Origin of the sequence: Actinoplanes ianthinogenes, assembly GCF_018324205.1 — a bacterium.
GTDB classification, from domain to species: Bacteria; Actinomycetota; Actinomycetes; order Mycobacteriales; family Micromonosporaceae; genus Actinoplanes; species Actinoplanes ianthinogenes.
In genome coordinates, this window is the sequence record NZ_AP023356.1 from 634,823 (window position 1) to 651,758 (window position 16,936).

The following is a 16,936-nucleotide window of genomic DNA, read 5'->3' on the forward strand; positions in this document are numbered from 1 at the left end:
CAGGAGCTCTCCCCATGGACGTCCTCCAGCACGGCGAACCCGGCGCCGCCCCGAACCGCCCGTCCCGCCGCGCCGTCATCACCGCCGTCGTGGTGGCGGCCGCCCTCGCCGCGGTCGCCCTCGCCTGGCACCACCACGGCCGGCCCGCCGCCGCCCCGGCATCGAGCCCGTCACCCACGGCGAGCCCGATCCGCCTCGACTTCCTCGGCGACTACCACCTGAACCAGCAGGACGACGGCGAGTTCCTCCTCGGTTTCGTCCTGCTCAACAACACCGGCCGCGACGTCACCGTCGAGCCGGACCGGGTACCCGCCATCCCCGGCATCACCGACGCCACCGCCACCCTGCTCCCCGCCAACCGCCTCGGCGGCGCCGCTCCCCCGGACCCGCGCCCCACCACCCTGCCCCGGGGCGGAAAGGTCACCTACGCCCTGCAGGGGCACCTGAGCTGCACCGCCGAATCCCCCACCCCGATACCCGCCCACCTGCGCGTCGACCAGGAGGCCGTCACCATCCCCCTCCCGGACATCGACGGCCAGGACTGGGCGACCTTCCTCCGCACGACGATGTGCCCACTGCCCTCCGCCCCGTAAAGACATCCCATGTGCCCGGGCTGTCAAGCGGCTCGGCCCGATCCCGCGTCTCCCCAGAGCGCCGAGCACCAGCCAGCAGTCCCCGGCTGGCCCTGGCGGCCCTATCCAGGAACAAGATAGGGCGCTGAGCACCAGCCAGCAGTCCCCAGCTGGCCCTGGCGGCCCTATCCAGCAACGACATAGGGCGCTGAACACCAGCCAGCAGTCCCCAGCTGGCCCTGGCGGCCCTATCCAGCAACGACATAGGGCGCTGAACACCAGCCAGCAGTCCCCAGCTGGCCCTGATGGCCCTATCCAGCAACGACATAGGGCGCTGAACACCAGCCAGCAGTCCCCAGCTGGCCCTGGCGGCCCTATCCAGCAACGACATAGGGCGCTGAACACCAGCCAGCAGTCCCCAGCTGGCCCTGATGGCCCTATCCAGCAACGACATAGGGCGCTGAACACCAGCCAGCAGTCCACAGCTGGCCCTGATGGCCCTATCCAGCAACGACATAGGGCGCTGAACACCAGCCAGCAGTCCACAGCTGGCCCTGGCGGCCCTATCCAAGAACGACATAGGGCGCTGAGGACCAGCCAGCAGTCCCCAGCCGGTGCAGCGTTCGCGGGTGCCTTCGTCCAGTGGCGGGTCCGGGCGGATCGGGCCGTCACGCGAGCAGCCGGAGTAGCCGATCACGGTCTTACAGTCCCCGGTGAAGGGCAGTAGGTTTTGGTGGTGAGAGCGCTGATCGTGCGTGGGGGCTGGGCCGGACATGAGCCGGTGGCGTGTACCGACTTGTTCCGCGACGTGCTGGAGGAGAACGGATTCGAGCTGCGGGTGGCGGACACTCTGGACGCCTACACCGAGAGCGGCGACCATGAGCTGATCGTGCAGTGCTGGACCGGGGCCCGGTTCACCGCGGAGCAGGAGAAGGCGCTGGTCGCGCGGGTTCGTGCGGGTGCCGGTTTCGCCGGCTGGCACGGCGGGATCGTGGCGACCGGATATGAGGCGCCGGATTATCAGTACATGGTGGGTGGCCGGTTTCTCTGCCATCCCGGGGATTTCGTCGACTATCGCGTGGAGATTGCCGGCGAGCATCCGATCACCGCCGGGCTCGGCGATTATGACGTGCACACCGAGCAGTACTTCATGCATGTGGATCCGACGCTCGACGTGCTCGCGACGACCACGTTCCGCGGGGAGCACGGCGCGCCGGAGACGGCCGGGGCGGTCATGCCGGTGGCGTGGACGCGGCGGTTCGGGGCCGGGCGGGTGTTCGTGCACACGCTCGGGCACAGCCCCGCCGATCTGCGGGTCCCGCAGACCCGGACGATGATCGAACGCGGTCTGCTCTGGGCCGGGCTCGGTGCCACCGGGTAGGAGCCACCGCGATCCGATCGCCACCGGCTGGCGGCTGACCGGCAGACTGGGCGTGTGCCGCGACGCATCGACGAATTCCGCACCGTCTATCGCATCCTCGAAGCCCTGACCCGGTTCACCGCCCGCACCATCACCATGATCCCGCTGATCTCCGCGTTCCTGCTCGGCCTGGTGGTCAACGAGGTCTCCGACCCCGGCAAGCGTGACTTCGGCGACGTGTTCGCCGGGCTGTACGGCCTGGACCGCGGCCCGATCGTCTGGATCAACATCGTCGCGACCGCCCTGCTGATCCTGGTGCCACTGCTGCACGTCACGCTGCGTTCGGTCACCGGCAACACCTCGCAGGTGGTGCGGCTGTCCCGGCGGCTGCCGGCGTACGTCGACCCGTCGGTCCGGCAGTTCAGCGAGGGGCGGATCGCCTGGGGCCCGCAGCTCGTCCTCCAGAGCTGCCCGAAGATCACCGAGGGCTGGCGGTCACCCGAGGTGCGGATCACGCTGGATCCGACGGTGTTCGCGTTCGCCCGGGAGGACGACGCGGCCGGCTTCGAGCGGTGGCTGGCGGCGTCCGACGACGACCGGGTCGCCCGGGGCGAGAAGTTCCGGCTGATGGAGAACCCGGACTCGTTCGTCGACGATCCGGGGCTGCGGCTGCGGGTGCAGGAGACGACGTACGCCCAGGCCGTGTACGTCAACCGGGACGTGTCCACCGACGACGAGCAGCGGAACCGGCTGATCGGCGAGACGTTGCACGGCCGCCTGCGCCACCCGCACATCTTCGCCCTGCACGCCACCGTGGTCACCGCCGACGGCTGGATCCTGCTGACCCATCGCAGCCACAAGGTCGCCTACGAGCCCGGCACCTGGTCCTGCTCGATCGAGGAGCAGCTGGCCAAGGACGACCTCGACGCGGCCGACGCCGAGGTGCTGGACCGCTGGGTGCGGCGCGCGCTGATCGAGGAGCTGGGCCTGTCCGCCCACGAGGCGCGGCAGAGCCAGGCCCGGGCGCTCGCCGTGTTCCTGGAGGGCCACCACCTCAACATCGGCCTGGTCACCCTGGTGCACCTGCCGATCGACCGGGAGGAGCTGAATTCGATCCTGGCCCACCGCCCGCGTCAGGACTACGAGTTCCAGGCGTGGGACTTCCTGCGCTGGTCCCAGCTGGCCGCCGAGCTGGTCGAGCCGACCCGGGTGTATCACACGTCCGCCGGGCTGCGGATGTTCTTCGCCGGCCTGGTGAAGTTCGGCGTCTTCGGCTTCCACGAACGCATCGATCGGGCCCTGCGCTGACCCGCGCCGGGTCACGGGTTGCGGTGCGTGATGTCGTGCGGGAAGTGCAGGCGGACGGTGGTGACGCTGTCGGTGGTGTGGCTGGTGACGGCGTCGGCGAGCTGACGGGCGAGCCACAACCCCCGCGGGGCAGGCGCCTCGCCGCCGGGTGGCAGGTAAACGGCCCGGGGCGGCAACGGGACGCCGCCGGCGTCGTCGACCTGCACGATCAGCGTGTCCGCCTACCGCCAGCCCCGCACCCGGACCGGTGGCGCGCCGTGCACCAGTCCGTTGGTGGCGACCTCGGTCGTCGCATCGACCACGTCACGGGCCGCGGTGGCGGCGAACTGGTGGGCACCGGCCCAGGTCAGGACCGCGGTGCGCAGCGTGGTGAGATCCTGCAGGTCGAGCAGGCGCAGGTCCAGGCCGACCACGGGCGGCGGCGGCTCCAGCGCGATCTCGTTGCGGCCGGCCAGGTAGTCGGCCGGCGGGACGTAGTCCGGGTTGGGCGCCGGCCCGGCGGCGGTGAGCACGTAATTGTGCAGGCTGCGCACCCCCTCGACGACCCGATCAGCGCGGTGTGCACATATCCGGAGGTCGCCCGCGGGAGGCCGGGGCCCGCCGGGTTCATCGCCGTGCTCCCGGCCCGTCGCCGTCCGCCTCCGCCCCGGCCGCGGTGATCATCAGCAGTGTGTCGTCACCGTCCAGGCCGCACAGGTGCAGGACCCGGAGCACCTCCGGTGAGCAGGTCAGCCGCAGGATCCCACCCCGTTCCCGGCACACGTCCCGGCCGGTCAGCAGTGCCCGGATCCCGACCGCCCCGCAGTAACTCACCGCGCTCAGGTCGAGGTGGGTGACCCCGGCCTCGATCTCCGCCACGATCCGTCCGCCGACCGTGGACACGTTCAACTGGTCGATTTCGCCGCTCAGCCGCAGCACGTCACCGTCACGCTGCACCGAGCACAGCTCGGCGCGCGGCGGTCCTGACGACGCCGACACGCGATCACGTCCCTTCCGACGCGTCCCCCGGTCCAGGCTTACCCCGCAAAGCACTACCGGGCAAACGTTCCGCGAGTGCCACGCCGCCGGCCCCGATCAGACTGCCTGCTCAGGTGGCCGGGGCCAGGCGGGACAGGGCGAAGATCAGCTTGTCCAGGACGCCGGGGAACGGGGACTCCGTGACCGACGGCAGGTGGTGGCGGACCGCGACCAGGTTCGGGTATTCGCTGGCCGGCAGCGAGTCGTACGCCCGCTGCAAGCCCTCCTGTTCCGCCTGCTGCTGGGCCGGGGTCAGCTCGACCGCGTCGATGGCGGCCAGCGCCAGGACCGCGTCGATGAAGTCGGCGAAGTGGCGGACCGCCTCGGCCGGTGGGAAACCGGCGCTGAGCAGCAGGCCGATGCCGATGTTGTCGGCGCGCAACTCGTTGGGCCCGATGGTGAAGCGGCTGGCGCGCAGGGTGGCCAGGCGCGGGTGCCGGACGATCGAGTCGTGCACCCGCTCGCCCATCTCGCGCAGTGACGCCGCCCAGTCGGGGCCCGGATCGAAACCGGACAGACTCTCGCTGATCAGCCGGTCGGAGATCGCGATCAGCAACGCGTCCAGGTCGCGGAAGTAACGGTAGATCGCCGACGGGTCGGCGCCCAGCTCGACGCCGAGGCGACGCACGGTAAGCGCGTTGCCGCCCGGGGCCTCGATCAACCGCAGCGCGGCATCGATGATCATGTCTGGGTCGAGGACCACTCCGCTGCGGGTGGGCCGCCGCCGCACCCGGACGCCACTGCCCCGTGTCGTAGCCATCGCCGAAACTCCTTATGTCAACGCATTGACCTAAGCATAGCCGGTTCGCTTTCCTAGAGCCCTGACCAGGGAGGATCAGCATGCGGGCGGACACACCGGCCTACGACCTTGACATCCGGACCGACGAGAAGCGCATTCGCGCGGCTCTCGCCGACGCTGCCCAGACGCCGTTCTGGCTCGAGGATCCCGGTCGGCCCACCCCGCAGGCCTCCCTCATCGGCAGCCTCGACACCGACCTGCTGATCATCGGCGGCGGTTACTGCGGGTTGTGGACCGCGTTGCAGGCCAAGGAGGCCGATCCGGGACGCGACGTGGTGCTGGTCGAGGGCTCCGAGATCGGCTGGGCGGCGAGCGGCCGCAACGGCGGCTTCGTCGACGACAGCCTCACCCACGGCCGGCAGAACGGTCAACGGTACTTCGCCGAGGACCTGGCCGTCCTGGAGACCCTCGCCCAGGAGAACTTCGCCGGCTTCCGCGACTCGCTGACCAGGCACGGCATCGACGCGGAGTGGGAGGAGGAGGGCTCGCTGGAGGTCGCCACCGAGCGGCACCAGCTCGACGACCTGCGCGAGATGCCCGGCCGCCACTACAACCGGGAGGAACTGGCCGAGCTGGTCCGCTCGCCGCTGTACCGGGGCGGCGTGTTCAAGGAGTCCGGCGCCGCGCTGGTCCACCCGGCCAAGCTGGCCTGGGGCCTGAAGGCGGCCTGCCTGCGGCTCGGCGTGCGGATCTTCGAGCACACCCCGGTCACCAAGCTCACCGACCGGGGCCGGACGGTCCGCGCCACCACCGGCATGGGCACGGTCCGCGCCCGCCAGGTGGTGCTGGCCACCAACGGATTCCCGTCGCTGCTGCGCCGGAACCGATTCCTGACCATTCCGATCTACGACTACGTGCTGATGACCGAGCCGCTCACGCCGGCGCAGCTGGACGCGATCGGATGGCACGGCCGGTTCGGCATCGGCGACGCCTCGCGGCAGTTCCACTACTACCGGAAAACCGCGGACAATCGCATTCTCTGGGGCGGTTACGACGCGGTCTATCACCGCGGCGGCGGCATCCGGCCGGAGTTCGACCAGCGCCCGGAGACGTTCGCCCGGCTGGCCGACCATTTCCTGCGCACCTTCCCTCAGCTGGGCGACATCAGGTTCACCCACGCCTGGGGTGGCATGATCGACATGTCCACCCAGCTGGCAGCCTTCCAGGGCCTGGCGATGGGTGGCAAGGTCGCCTACGCCGGCGGTTTCACCGGGCTCGGCGTGGCGGCGACCCGGTTCGCCGGCACCGTCATGCTGGAATTGCTGTCCGGCGCCGACACGCCGCGCACCCGGCTCCGGATGGCCACGAAACGCCCTTTACCGATCCCGCCCGAGCCGATCGCCTACCCCGCGGTCCAGGTGATCCGCCGGGCCATCGCCCGCTCGGACCGTAACGGCGGCCGCGACGGCCTCATCCTCAAGACCGCCAATCTCCTGGGCTTCTCCTTCGATTCCTGACGCTCGCTGTGGTCGCGGCCCGCGCATTTCCCGCCGGGTCGCGACCACAACCATTTTCCGGTACGACTCGCAGCACCGTGGCAGCCGGCTCGCGAGACCGCGGCCACTCCGGACCGCCGCGCGTGTCGTGCGGGTCCGCGGGTGGCCGGGACACCGCCCACCGGTTCACGAATAGGCCTCGGCAACCGCCGCGAATGCCTTTTTCGGCTCCCACTCCTCGCCGTCGAACACCCTCACGATCCCGTAACTGGCGAGATCGAGCTCGCCCGTGTGGTCGAAGAGCGCGAACGTGAAGACGAACGCGCTGTCCACCCCGCCCGCCTCGAACTCGGCAAGCAGCTCCCGCAGGTATTGCGCCTGCCCGTCCTCGTCCCGCTCGTAGGTGCCGTTCATCCGCAGCGGCGCCCGCGTGACCGGGTCGTAAACGACCGCGTCCAGCGCCTCCGCGCCCCGATCCGCGGCACCGCGATAGGTCGCGCACCCGAACTCGGTGATCGCCACCGGCTTACCCTGCGCGACCAGGGTCCGGACCCCCGCCGCGAACTGGTCCGCGATCGCCGCCGACCGGTACAGATCCACCGACAGGATGTCGAAGATCTCCCAGTCCACCTGCTCGACCGGCACCGCCGCGTAGGTCACCGGCCCGGTGAACCGCTCCCGCACCACCGCCACCGCCCGGGCCAGGAACCCGTTGACCCGGGCACGGACCGTGGTGAGGTGCTCCCGCATCCCGGCGACCCGCTGCATCACGTCGTCGCCCGGCAGGAAGCCCCGGTTCATCAGGCTGATCTCGGCGCCGGCCACGAACACCACCGCTGCTCCCCGCTCCCGCAGCCGCTCGGCCCGCTCCGCGCACTCGGCGAACAGCGCCAGCATCTCGTCCTCGGTCAGCTCCAGCGGATAGGGCGAGAACCACACCTCCAGCCCCAGGTCCGCGGCGATCGAGGCGGCCAGCGCCAGCCGGTCCGGATCGCCGCCCATCACCCGGACGGCGGTGCAGTGCAGCTCGTCCCGGATCACCCGCAGGTCCCGCTCGACGGTGGCCGGCCCGAAGCCGGGCCGCCCGATCCGCTCGCCGAGCACCCAGCCGGTGTCGTAACTGATCCCGTTGCCCCGCATCCCAACCTCCTTAGGGTACGTCACGTACCCTAAGCCCATTCCGACGCCGAAGACAAGGTGTGGCGCAGGGTACGATGCGTACCGTGACGGGACAGAGCCGGCGGCGCGGCGCGGCGCTGGAGGAGGCGATCCTGCAAGCCGCCGTTGACCAGCTGATCGAGTCGGGATACGCCGGACTGACCATGGACGCGGTCGCCAGGCGGGCCGGCACCAACAAGAACGCGCTCTACCGGCGCTGGCCGGACCGCCTGTCGCTGGGCATCGCGGCCTATCGCCAGATCGCCCGCGCGGTGCAGCCGCCCGACACCGGCACGCTGCGCGAGGACGCGCTGGAGATGCTGCGCCGCGCCAACCGGCACTGGAGCTCGCCGCTCGGCGCGATCCTGCGCGAGCTGCTGGCCGCGACGGGCGGGGCGACGGCCCAGCTCACCGACCAGTCCGCGGACGCGCTGGCGGCGCCGTGGCTGATCATCCTGGGGCGGGCGATCGCCCGGGGCGAGGCGTCGCCGGAAGCCCTGCACCCCCGGGTCGCCACGGTCGCGATGGTCCTGCTCCGCAACGAGTTCATCACCCGAGGGGTGCCCACGGCGCCCGATGACGCCCTCGTCGAGATCGTCGACGAGGTCTACCTTCCGCTGATCCGGAACCGGTCGCTCTGAGCAATCCACCGTGCGGGCCCGCGGACCCGCACGACACGCGTGGCGGTCGTGCGGGGGCCGGGCCTCGCGAGCCGACTGCCACGGGACTCCGAGTCGTACCGGAAAAGGATCCGGAAACGTGCCGGCGGTGTCGCGGCAGCGAGGGTGGTCTGCCTATGTCTGGGCTTGCCAGGCGGTCCAGCGGGTGACTTCGACGCGGAGGAACGGGCCGGGCGGGGGCTGCGTCGCGTATTGCGGGTAACGGGCGAGCAGGGCCGGCTCGGGCTCGTCGGTGATCGTGGCGAGACCGTCGGCCCGGACCCACCAGAGCTCGGACCAGTCGTCGGCGTAATGGTCGGCGAGGACGCTGACCCGGGGCTCGTGCTCGATGTTGGCGAGCCGCCGGAGCCGCCGATGCCGTTTCGGCTTCCCGTCGACCGCGGTGTGGATCACGTCGCCGGCCAGGGCGAACACGATCGGCACCAGGTGCGGGGCGCCGTCCGGGGTGACCGTGGCCAGCCGCGCCACCCGGACGGTGGCGAACCGTTCGGCCGGGGTCATCGGCGGGTGTACTCGCCGATCGCGCGCTCCCACTTCTCCAGCGTGCCCTCGATGACGCTCCACGGCCCGGACGGCAGCCACGCCGAGGCCCGGTGCACCCCGGCCGCCTCCAGCTGCTCGAGCACCTTCGGATCGGACGGGACGCCCATCACCTGCACCTGGATCGGCCGGTCGGCGCGGGCGCGCAGCTCGGCCATCCGGTCCAGCAGGTCACCGTCGTTGTAGTTCGGGAACCACCCGTCACCCCAGGCCAGCACCCGGTCGAGCACGGTCGGCCCGTAACCGCCGACCAGCACCGGCGGCCACGGCTTCTGCGCCGGTTTCGGCCACGACCAGATCCGCTCGAAGGTCACGAACTCGCCGCTGAACGACGCCTCGTCCGCGGTCCAGATCGCCTGCATGGCCCGGACCCGCTCGGCCATCAACCGCATCCGGGTACGCGGGTCGGTCCCGTGGTTGGCCATCTCCTCCCGGTTCCACCCGGCGCCGACCCCGAACTCCAGCCGGCCCCCGGACAGGTGGTCGACCGAGGCCACCTCCTTGGCCGTGGTGATCGGGTCCCGCTCGACCACCAGGCAGACCCCACTGCCGATCCGCAGTCGCCGGGTGGCCGCGGCCGCGTCGGTGAGCGCCACGAACAGGTCATAGGTGTGCCAGTACTTCCGCGGCAGCTGCGGCCCGCCGTCCCACGGACTCTCCCGGCTCGCCGGGATGTGCGTGTGCTCGGCGAAGAACAGCGCGTCCTGCCCGCGCTCCTCGACCCGCCGCGCCACCTCCCCGGGCCGGACCGCGTCGTGGGTGGGGAAATAGCCGACACCGAACTCCATCCCGTCACCCTACGACGGCTCGCCGTCCGCGCGTGGCCGCTCCGACAGGCGGTCGTGCCGGAGCCCCGGGTTCCACAGGCCGTCCTCGTCCTCGGCGGACGTGACGGGCGGCGCCGGCGGCTTCGCGGGCCGGCTCGGCGGCGCCGGATCCGGCTCCGCACGCCGGGCCGGCGGCCGGGCGAAGCCGAGCAGCAGCGCCACGACGTTGCCGAACAGCCCGATCGTGACGCCGGCGCCGATCGCGCGGTCGCGGCAGTCCTCCTGGACCCCGTCCGGGAGTCCCCACGGCGCGGACCCGATGTAGTCGCGCATGTCGTTGGGGAGCACGTAACTCAGCGGCGCCGGGCAGTCGTAGCCGGAGCTGAATCTGCCCGGCCGGTTGCCGCGATCCGAGATGGCCGGCCCGTGCAGGGCCAGGAAACCACTCCAGACGGCCAGGACCACGGCGATGATGCGGGCGGCAACGGTGCGGTTGGAGGCCTTCGTCACCCGCGGCACGATAACCGGAATCGCTCGCGGCCGTGGTCCCGGCCCGGCGGTCAGGCGAACGTGGTGAACGTGTGGGTGGTCCGGGAGGAGTACGTGTCGCCGGGCCGCAGCACCGTGGACGGGAAGTCCGGGCGGTTCGGGCTGTCCGGGAAGTGCTGGGTCTCCAGGGCGAACGCGTCACCCTGGCGGTACTGCCGGCCGGACGGCCCGCGCAGCCTCCCGTCCAGGAAGTTGCCGGAGTAGAACTGGAGCCCCGGCTCGGTGGTCTCGATGGTGAGCTGGCGGCCGGAGCGCGGGTCGCGGACCACGGCGGCGTCCGGGCCGGCCAGCACGTAGTTGTGGTCGTAACCGAGGCCGAAGCCGAGCTGCGGGTCGGCGTCGCGCAGCCGGGCGCCGATCGGCCGGAACGCGCGGAAGTCGAACGGCGTGCCGTCGACCGGCTCCACCGCACCGGTCGGGATCAGCGTCGCGTCGATCGGCGTGTAGTACGCCGCGTTGATCCGCAGCAGATGGTCGTTGATCGTGCCGGCGCCCTCGCCCGCCAGGTTCCAGTACGCGTGGTTGGTCAGGTTCACCACGGTCGCCCGGTCGGTGGTGGCCCGGTAATCGATCCGCAGCCGGTGCGCGTCGTCGAAGGTGAAGGTCACCGCCGCCGCGACCGTCCCGGGGAAACCCTCCTCCCCGTCCGGCGAGGTGTAGCTCATCGTCACGCCGCCGTCGGTCGCCACGGCCGACCAGACCCGCTTGTCGAAGCCGCGCACCCCGCCGTGCAGCGCGGTCTCCCCCTCGTTCTGCGAGATCTTGTACGTCTCCCCGTCCAGCGCGAACGACGCGCCCCCGATCCGGTTGGCGTACCGGCCGATCGTCGCCCCGAAGTACGGATTGGCCTCGTCGAGATACCCGTCCAGGTCGGCGAAGCCGAGCGTCACGTTCGCCAGCACCCCGTCCCGGTCCGGGACCAGGACCGACTGGATCGTCGCGCCCCAGGTGAGGATCGACACCGCCGCCCCGTCCGCAGCGGTCAGCGTCCACTTCTCGATCACGGTGCCGTCGGGGAACTCGCCGAAGGCAGTGCTGTCGATCCTCGTCATGATCTCCGTTCTACGCTGGTCCCCGAACCGCTGACAACGGAGGGCCCTGATGCGTGCGCTGGTTTTCACCGGGCCCGGCACCGCCGAGGTCCAGGACGTCCCGGAGCCGCAGGCCGGCCCCGGCCAGGTGATCGTCGAGGTGGAGCGGGTCGGCGTGTGCGGCACCGACGTGGAGCTGTTCACCGGGACGATGAGCTACCTGCACACCGGCGTGGCGTCGTACCCGCTGCGGCCCGGGCACGAGTGGGCCGGGACGGTCGTCGCGGCCGGGCCCGGGGTGGACGCGGGCTGGGTCGGGCGGCGGGTCACCGGGGACACCATGATCGGCTGCGGGGAGTGCGCCCGCTGCCGGGCCGGCCGGCACCACGTCTGCCCGCGGCGGCACGAGCTGGGCTGCCGGGACGGGTTGCCGGGCGCGCTCGCCGAGCGGCTCGCGTTCCCGGCGGCGTACCTGTACGAGCTGCCGGACACGGTGGACGCCACGCTGGGGGCGCTGGTCGAGCCGGGCGGGAACGCGCTGCGGGCGGTCCGGGCCGCGGCCGTCGCGCCGGGTGAGCGGCTGCTGATCATCGGGACCGGGACCATCGGGCTGCTCGCGGCGATGTTCGGCCGCGCCCGGGGCGCCGAGGTGCACCTGCTGGGCGAGCAGCCGGCCCCGTCGGTCTGGACCCGGGCGACGCTCCCGGATCTGCCCTGGGACGGCGTGATCGACGCAACCAACGGCGCCGGGATCCCGAGGCTCGCGGTGGACCTGGTCGAGCCCGGCCGGACGGTGGTCTACATCGGGCTGGCCGGGACACCGAGCCTGGTGGACACCCGGGAGATCGTGCTCAAGGACGTGACCACGGTCGGCCTGCTCGGGGCGTCCGCCGGGCTGGGCGGGGCGATCACGGCGTACGCGCAGGGGCAGGCCGATCCGCGACCGCTCGTCGCCGGCACCGTCAGCCTGGAGGAGATCGTCGGCGTGCTGGCCGGGAAGCGCCCGGAGGGCGCCGGTCCCGGCCCGAAATTCCATGTGGACCCGCGTCAGGGCAGGTAGATCTGCTCCAGGCGGACGATCCGGTTGGCGTCGATGCGGAACGAGATCACGCTGTCCGGCGGGACGTCGCTGAGGAAGGTCTTCAGGTCGACCTTCTTCATCTCGCCGTCGCCCATCATCCCGATCAGCGCGTCCGGGTCGACGGTGAGGGTACGCAGCTTCGTGTTGTGGTTCCGGATGTACCAGCCGGTGCAGTGATCGTTCTCGGTCCCGGTCTCGCCGTCCTCGGCGCAGGCCTTGACCGCTTCCTTGCCCTCGTACCACTCGACCAGGTCGTAGGTGACCTGCCGGGTGGAGGCCTTGCCGGACCGCAGGAACGCGTACTGGTCGCCGAACGCGGGATCGCCGGACCCGGACTGCTTGGCCTTGTTCGCGCCGGCCTTGTTCGGAGCCGCGGAGGACGACGTCGAGGTCGGCTTCTTCGAGTTGCTGACCGGCGCCGCGGAAGTGGCCGGGGTCGCGGTGGTGGCGGCTGCCGGCGGGGCAGCCGTGCCGCTGCCGCTCTTGCCGGTGCAGCCGGCGAGGGGAAGCAGGAACAGAATCGGTATGAGGGCAAGCCTGCGGCTCATGGGTTCATCTCCGGGCGACGTGGTGTGCTGCATGGAAAGGTAGGTCCCACCCGCCACTCTCCCCGGTGTGCACCACCTCCAGGCGTGACACGGCCCTGGTCAGCACCACGTACAGCCGATGAATCCCGCGCGGTTCGGCGGCGACGATCTCGTCCGGCTCGGCCACCACCACGTGATCGAACTCCAGGCCCTTGACCTCGGTCGCCGGCCGCACGCTCACCCGTTCGCCGCACCCGTCCAGAGCCGTGGCCAGCGAATTCACGCGTTCCGCCGAGCAGATCACCGCGATCGAGCCCGCCAGCTCCAGCGCCGCCCGGACCCGCTCGACGACGGCCGCGGTGAGGTCCGAGGTCCGCCGGACGTCGAGCAGACCGTCGCCACGCACGGACCGCACGACCGGCACGGTCACCTTCAGGTGCGGCAGCAGACGATTCGCGTACGCCAGAACGACCGCCGGCACCCGGAACCCGAGCGTCAGCGCGGTCACCGTCGCATCGGGTTTCCCCAGGTGGCCCAGCTGCACCCGCCAATCCGCCGCGGCCCACGCGCTGGTGCCCTGCGCCAGGTCCCCGAGCACGGTCACCGACCCGTGCCGGCTGCGCCGCGCCAGGACCCGGCACTGCATCGGCGACAGGTCCTGCGCCTCGTCGACCACGATGTGCCCGAACCCGGCCGGGTGCTCGATCGCGCCGGCGATCTCGTCCAGCAGCACCCGGTCGGCCGCCGTCCACCTGGCGCTCTTCCAGCTGCGCGGCGGCCGGGCCCAGAGCAGCGCCTGCTGTTCGGCGTCGGACAGGATCCCGTCGGCGGCGAGCTTCAGCGCGTCCGCGTCGCCGAGCAGCCCGGCCAGCACCTCCTCGGGCCGGACCCGGGGCCAGCACCGGTCGAGGATCGCGGTGACCGGCTGGGACCGGCCGGTCTTGTCGAGCCACTTCCGGTTCGGGGACTCGCCGTGGTACTCCAGTTGCCGCTGGAGGAGGGCGACGATGCGGGTGCGGAGTCTTTCCCGGCCCAGGGCGTACGGCAGGTCCTCGGTGGTGATCCTGGCGAACTCGCGCGCCAGGGCGGTGGCCGTGACCCGCAGACGGTAGGAGCCGTCGGTGAGCACGATGCCGTCGGTGGGTTCACGGAGGCGGCCGACGAGCGCGCGCCGCAGCACGGCGGCCGTCCGGACGTCGTGCTTGACCAGCGCGGCCTGGTCGGCATCGGTGGCGCGCGGTTCCGCAGAGGTCAGCAGGCCGTCCAGGGTGCGCTGCTGGACGTCGACCTCGCCGAGCGCCGGGAGGACGGCGGCGATGTACTCCAGGAAGGTCGGGTTCGGGCCGACCACCAGCACCCCGGTGCGTTTGAGCTGACGGCGGTGGGCGTAGAGCAGGTAGGCGGCGCGGTGCAGGCCGACCGCGGTTTTGCCGGTCCCGGGACCGCCCTGGACGCAGAGCGACTGATCGAGATCGGCCCGGACCAGCTCGTCCTGCTCGGGCTGGATGGTCGCCACGATGTCCCGCATCGGGCCGACGCGCGGGCGTTCGATCTCCTCGGCCAGCAGCCGGCTGGTGGTGCCGAGCTCCTCACCGCGGTCCAGGTGCTCGTCCTCGAAACCGGTCAGCCGGATCGGCGATCGGTTGCTCCAGCCGTAGCGGCGGCGGACCGCGACGCCGTGCCGATCGGTGGCGCTGGCCCGGTAGAACAGCGACGACACCGGCGCCCGCCAGTCGATCACCAGGGGCGGGCCCTGCTCCTCGGTGATCCGCCGCCGCCCGATGTAGTACCGCTGGTCGCGGTGCTCGCCCTCGGTGAACGTCAGCCGCCCGAAGTACGGCGCGCCCTCGGGCTCCTCGGCCAGCTCCTTGACGTGGCTCTTCAGCATCCGGCCGAGGGTCTCCGCGGTGTACCGGTCCCCCGCGACCTGCGCGCCGGTCGCGACCCGCATCCGCGCGTGGTCGAGCATCCAGTCCTGCGCCGCCCGGACGCGGGCCATGTAGTCGTGTTCTTCTGCCAGGGTCGCCATGTCCTGCAACCTAGTCATAAACGTTACTTGGTTACAAGTTTGACCGGGTGATAGGTTGACCCGGTGAGGGAGACGGGATTGCGGGAGCTGAAGAAGCGGCGCACGTTCGACGCGGTCTCCGCGATCGCCATCGGGATGTTCCTGGAGCAGGGCTTCGACCGGGTGTCGGTGAGCGACATCGCGGCGGCGGCGGAGATCTCCAAGCCGACCCTGTTCCGCTACTTCCCGTCGAAGGAGGACCTGGTCCTGCACCGGATCGCCGACCACGCCGGCGAGCCGGCGCGGGTGGTGGCCGCGCGGGCGCCGGGCCAGTCCCCCGTCGACGCGTTGCATCGGCGTTTCCTCGACGGGCTATCGAGCCGCGATCCGGTGACCGGGCTCAATGACGTACCGGAAGTGCTGGCCTTTCATGATCTTGTCTTCTCGACGCCGAGCCTGGCCACCCGGGTGCACGACTATCAGGTGCGCGACGAGGAGAGCCTGGCGGCGGCGCTGCCCGCGGCCGATCCGCTGACCGCGCGCCTGGCCGCCGCGCAGATCCTCGCGGTCCAGCGGGTGCTGGCGCGGGAGAACTGGCGGCGGCTCTCGGCGGGCGAGTCCGCGGACGCGCTGTATCCGGCGGCCGTGCGGGCGGCGGACGCGGCGTTCGGGCAGCTCCGCGGCGGGATCGATCAGGTGTAGGTGACGTTCACCTTGAAGTTGGTGGTGAACAGCGCCCACGACTTCGGGTCATGGGTGTCCATGACCTGGCTCCGCAGGCTGTCGACCAGGTTCGGGCCGGTCGCGACCCGGGCATCCAGTTCCGGGTCGTACGCGGTCGGCGGCAGGCCCCAGATCGCGCCGATGGTCCGGTTGACCGTGCTGAGCCCGATGTAGTCGCTGGGATCCGCCGGGTTTTTCGGCAGGCGTCGCTGCCCGCCCGCCACCTGGTCGGGGTTGTGCAGGGTGGCGAGCTGTTTCGCCGAATCGGCCAGCCCCTCCCAGATGCCGCCCTCCGCGGTGTTGGTCTCCAGCAGATCGGTGAACAGCTTCCGGTTCTTCTTCCGCCACCCGGTCTGCGAGTTGCTGCGCCCCAGGATGTCCTTGGCCCATTGCCGGCCCTCCTCCTGGAGGTCGAAGCTGACGAGCAGCGAGCGAATGGCCGCGGGGTCGTCCTCGACCTTCTTGAGTGCCGCGATCGCCGCCCGGAGCCGCCTGCCCTTCTCCGGGCCGAGCCCTCGGCTCCCGGCCAGCGCCTCCTCCTCGAAAGCCCGCTGCAAGAGGACCTGATGCAGCTTGAGGAGGTAGCCGTCGGGCCGCTTCTTGGGCCAGTCGCTCCAGTTGACCTCCTCTTTCCAGGCCTGGAACAGGTCGGTCGCGATGAACCATTCGTCGAGCGGCTTGTTGTTCAGCTCGCGCTCCTGAATGGCGAGCTGACGGTCGAGCTCGGCCTTCCAGCGCTTGGTCAGAGCCTTGTCCTTCGCGTATTTTTTCGGCACGGCGATCCGGATGTCGACCGTCTTGAGTGGCATCGGCTGGACCTTGCCGAGCTCCGCGAGGCTCTTCGCCCTGGTCCTCGTCTTCAGGCCCAGGAAGGCGTCGAGCGTGGCCTGTTTCTCCTTCGGCCGGCCCTGCTGGACGCGGAGGATGTTGACGTCCTCCTCGCTGGAGATCGACTCGCCGGCTTCCTCGAAGAGCTCGACGACGTCCCGGCCGAGCGGGAGCACCTCCCCGCGCTTCTCGGCGAGCAGGCTCTTCACCGGAGTTCCGTCGCCGTCGACGAACGTCCCGGTCTCCCGGTCCTGCTGGAGCAGCAGATCGACGAAGACCGATTGCGGTACCGGATCGAGGACCCGCGCGACGGTGTCCTCGTCCGCGTCGTCCATCGCCACGTCGGGGGCTGTCGGCCGGATGGTGGTGGGTGCGACGATCTCGCCGCTCTTGGTGCGGAACGGCCGGAAGCCGTCGCTGCCGCTCTCCTCCAGGCTGTTCCGCTTCGTCTTCTTCTTACTGATCGTCACCGGCTTCGGCTTGGTGCCGCTGGACAGATGCGACTCGGTGGCCTTGCGTTTCCTGATGCCTTGCATGGCGCTCTCCTTCCGG

19 protein-coding genes are annotated in these 16,936 nt (G+C 71.2%); 7 read left to right on the forward strand and 12 right to left on the reverse strand.

Annotated elements, in window-relative coordinates:
- Positions 1–14 precede the first annotated feature (14 nt).
- The 3 genes from Aiant_RS03000 (at position 15) to Aiant_RS03010 (ending at position 3,240) form a co-directional block, all read left to right on the forward strand.
- Positions 15–593: a hypothetical protein gene (locus tag Aiant_RS03000; RefSeq protein ID WP_189330830.1), complete on the forward strand. Its 579-nt coding sequence runs from the start codon at positions 15–17 to the stop codon at positions 591–593.
- Between the two features lie 715 nt (positions 594–1,308).
- On the forward strand, positions 1,309–1,953 hold the full coding sequence (locus Aiant_RS03005) for a ThuA domain-containing protein (RefSeq protein ID WP_189330831.1): 645 nt from the start codon (positions 1,309–1,311) through the stop codon (positions 1,951–1,953).
- A 54-nt stretch (positions 1,954–2,007) separates the two neighbouring features.
- A complete protein-coding gene (locus Aiant_RS03010; protein ID WP_189330832.1) occupies positions 2,008–3,240 on the forward strand; it encodes a hypothetical protein in 1,233 nt (410 codons plus the stop codon).
- An 11-nt stretch (positions 3,241–3,251) separates the two neighbouring features.
- On the opposite strand, the gene Aiant_RS03015 is transcribed toward Aiant_RS03010, so the two are convergent.
- The 4 genes from Aiant_RS03015 to Aiant_RS03030 form a co-directional block, all read right to left on the reverse strand.
- Entirely contained in the window at positions 3,252–3,446 is a 195-nt protein-coding gene (locus Aiant_RS03015) for a hypothetical protein (protein ID WP_189330833.1), read from the reverse strand.
- 15 nt (positions 3,447–3,461) lie between these two features.
- Complete coding sequence (locus Aiant_RS03020) at positions 3,462–3,773, reverse strand: hypothetical protein (RefSeq protein WP_189330834.1); 312 nt, start codon at positions 3,771–3,773, stop codon at positions 3,462–3,464.
- 73 nt (positions 3,774–3,846) lie between these two features.
- Positions 3,847–4,218, reverse strand: coding sequence for an STAS domain-containing protein (locus tag Aiant_RS03025; protein WP_189330835.1), 372 nt, complete (start codon positions 4,216–4,218; stop codon positions 3,847–3,849).
- A 109-nt stretch (positions 4,219–4,327) separates the two neighbouring features.
- Positions 4,328–5,017 carry a TetR/AcrR family transcriptional regulator gene (locus Aiant_RS03030; protein WP_189330836.1) on the reverse strand — a complete coding sequence of 230 codons (690 nt, stop codon included), beginning with the start codon at positions 5,015–5,017 and terminating at the stop codon, positions 4,328–4,330.
- An 80-nt stretch (positions 5,018–5,097) separates the two neighbouring features.
- Here Aiant_RS03030 and Aiant_RS03035 point away from each other — a divergent pair, with 80 nt between their 5' ends.
- Complete coding sequence (locus Aiant_RS03035; protein WP_189330837.1) at positions 5,098–6,513, forward strand: NAD(P)/FAD-dependent oxidoreductase; 1,416 nt, start codon at positions 5,098–5,100, stop codon at positions 6,511–6,513.
- A 165-nt stretch (positions 6,514–6,678) separates the two neighbouring features.
- Here Aiant_RS03035 and Aiant_RS03040 read toward each other — a convergent pair whose 3' ends face one another.
- Entirely contained in the window at positions 6,679–7,632 is a 954-nt protein-coding gene (locus Aiant_RS03040) for a glycoside hydrolase family 113 protein (protein ID WP_189330838.1), read from the reverse strand.
- A gap of 83 nt (positions 7,633–7,715) precedes the next feature.
- Here Aiant_RS03040 and Aiant_RS03045 point away from each other — a divergent pair, with 83 nt between their 5' ends.
- A complete protein-coding gene (locus tag Aiant_RS03045) occupies positions 7,716–8,291 on the forward strand; it encodes a TetR/AcrR family transcriptional regulator (protein WP_229830041.1) in 576 nt (191 codons plus the stop codon).
- A gap of 153 nt (positions 8,292–8,444) precedes the next feature.
- Here the strand turns inward: Aiant_RS03045 and Aiant_RS03050 are convergent, their stop codons facing one another.
- Genes Aiant_RS03050 through Aiant_RS03065 form a run of 4 tightly spaced genes read right to left on the reverse strand, consistent with a single transcriptional unit; the run spans position 8,445 to position 11,238 of the window.
- Positions 8,445–8,831 (reverse strand): TIGR03668 family PPOX class F420-dependent oxidoreductase, encoded by a 387-nt coding sequence (locus tag Aiant_RS03050; RefSeq protein ID WP_189330840.1) that lies wholly within the window; start codon positions 8,829–8,831, stop codon positions 8,445–8,447.
- Positions 8,828–9,658, reverse strand: a complete 831-nt coding sequence (locus Aiant_RS03055; RefSeq protein WP_189330841.1) for an LLM class F420-dependent oxidoreductase — start codon at positions 9,656–9,658, stop codon at positions 8,828–8,830. The genes Aiant_RS03050 and Aiant_RS03055 overlap by 4 nt, the downstream gene beginning before the upstream one ends.
- A 9-nt stretch (positions 9,659–9,667) precedes the next feature.
- On the reverse strand, positions 9,668–10,147 hold the full coding sequence (locus Aiant_RS03060) for a hypothetical protein (RefSeq protein ID WP_189330842.1): 480 nt from the start codon (positions 10,145–10,147) through the stop codon (positions 9,668–9,670).
- Between the two features lie 50 nt (positions 10,148–10,197).
- Positions 10,198–11,238, reverse strand: coding sequence for an aldose epimerase family protein (locus tag Aiant_RS03065; RefSeq protein WP_189330843.1), 1,041 nt, complete (start codon positions 11,236–11,238; stop codon positions 10,198–10,200).
- A 49-nt stretch (positions 11,239–11,287) separates the two neighbouring features.
- On the opposite strand from Aiant_RS03065, the gene Aiant_RS03070 reads away from it, so the two are divergent.
- A complete protein-coding gene (locus Aiant_RS03070; RefSeq protein ID WP_189330844.1) occupies positions 11,288–12,277 on the forward strand; it encodes a zinc-dependent alcohol dehydrogenase in 990 nt (329 codons plus the stop codon).
- On the opposite strand, the gene Aiant_RS03075 is transcribed toward Aiant_RS03070, so the two are convergent.
- Entirely contained in the window at positions 12,265–12,846 is a 582-nt protein-coding gene (locus Aiant_RS03075) for a hypothetical protein (protein WP_189330845.1), read from the reverse strand. The genes Aiant_RS03070 and Aiant_RS03075 overlap by 13 nt on opposite strands.
- Before the next feature lie 4 nt (positions 12,847–12,850).
- Entirely contained in the window at positions 12,851–14,854 is a 2,004-nt protein-coding gene (locus Aiant_RS03080) for a HelD family protein (RefSeq protein ID WP_189330846.1), read from the reverse strand.
- A gap of 63 nt (positions 14,855–14,917) precedes the next feature.
- Between Aiant_RS03080 and Aiant_RS03085 the strand changes: the two genes are divergently transcribed.
- Positions 14,918–15,535, forward strand: a complete 618-nt coding sequence (locus Aiant_RS03085; RefSeq protein ID WP_229830042.1) for a TetR family transcriptional regulator — start codon at positions 14,918–14,920, stop codon at positions 15,533–15,535.
- On the opposite strand, the gene Aiant_RS03090 is transcribed toward Aiant_RS03085, so the two are convergent.
- Complete coding sequence (locus Aiant_RS03090) at positions 15,526–16,920, reverse strand: polymorphic toxin type 15 domain-containing protein (protein WP_189330847.1); 1,395 nt, start codon at positions 16,918–16,920, stop codon at positions 15,526–15,528. The two genes, Aiant_RS03085 and Aiant_RS03090, sit on opposite strands and share 10 nt — an antisense overlap.
- Between the last annotated feature and the right edge of the window lie 16 nt (positions 16,921–16,936).

Excerpts from the sequence above, each read along its gene's own strand:
- Aiant_RS03000 (WP_189330830.1), top strand. The coding sequence starts at position 15 with ATGGACGTCCTCCAGCACGGCGAACCCGGCGCCGCCCCGAACCGCCCG.
- Aiant_RS03030 (WP_189330836.1), bottom strand. The coding sequence starts at position 5,017 with ATGGCTACGACACGGGGCAGTGGCGTCCGGGTGCGGCGGCGGCCCACC.
- Aiant_RS03035 (WP_189330837.1), top strand. The coding sequence starts at position 5,098 with ATGCGGGCGGACACACCGGCCTACGACCTTGACATCCGGACCGACGAG.
- Aiant_RS03040 (WP_189330838.1), bottom strand. The coding sequence starts at position 7,632 with ATGCGGGGCAACGGGATCAGTTACGACACCGGCTGGGTGCTCGGCGAG.
- Aiant_RS03050 (WP_189330840.1), bottom strand. The coding sequence starts at position 8,831 with ATGACCCCGGCCGAACGGTTCGCCACCGTCCGGGTGGCGCGGCTGGCC.
- Aiant_RS03055 (WP_189330841.1), bottom strand. The coding sequence starts at position 9,658 with ATGGAGTTCGGTGTCGGCTATTTCCCCACCCACGACGCGGTCCGGCCC.
- Aiant_RS03065 (WP_189330843.1), bottom strand. The coding sequence starts at position 11,238 with ATGACGAGGATCGACAGCACTGCCTTCGGCGAGTTCCCCGACGGCACC.
- Aiant_RS03070 (WP_189330844.1), top strand. The coding sequence starts at position 11,288 with ATGCGTGCGCTGGTTTTCACCGGGCCCGGCACCGCCGAGGTCCAGGAC.
- Aiant_RS03075 (WP_189330845.1), bottom strand. The coding sequence starts at position 12,846 with ATGAGCCGCAGGCTTGCCCTCATACCGATTCTGTTCCTGCTTCCCCTC.
- Aiant_RS03080 (WP_189330846.1), bottom strand. The coding sequence starts at position 14,854 with ATGGCGACCCTGGCAGAAGAACACGACTACATGGCCCGCGTCCGGGCG.
- Aiant_RS03090 (WP_189330847.1), bottom strand. The coding sequence starts at position 16,920 with ATGCAAGGCATCAGGAAACGCAAGGCCACCGAGTCGCATCTGTCCAGC.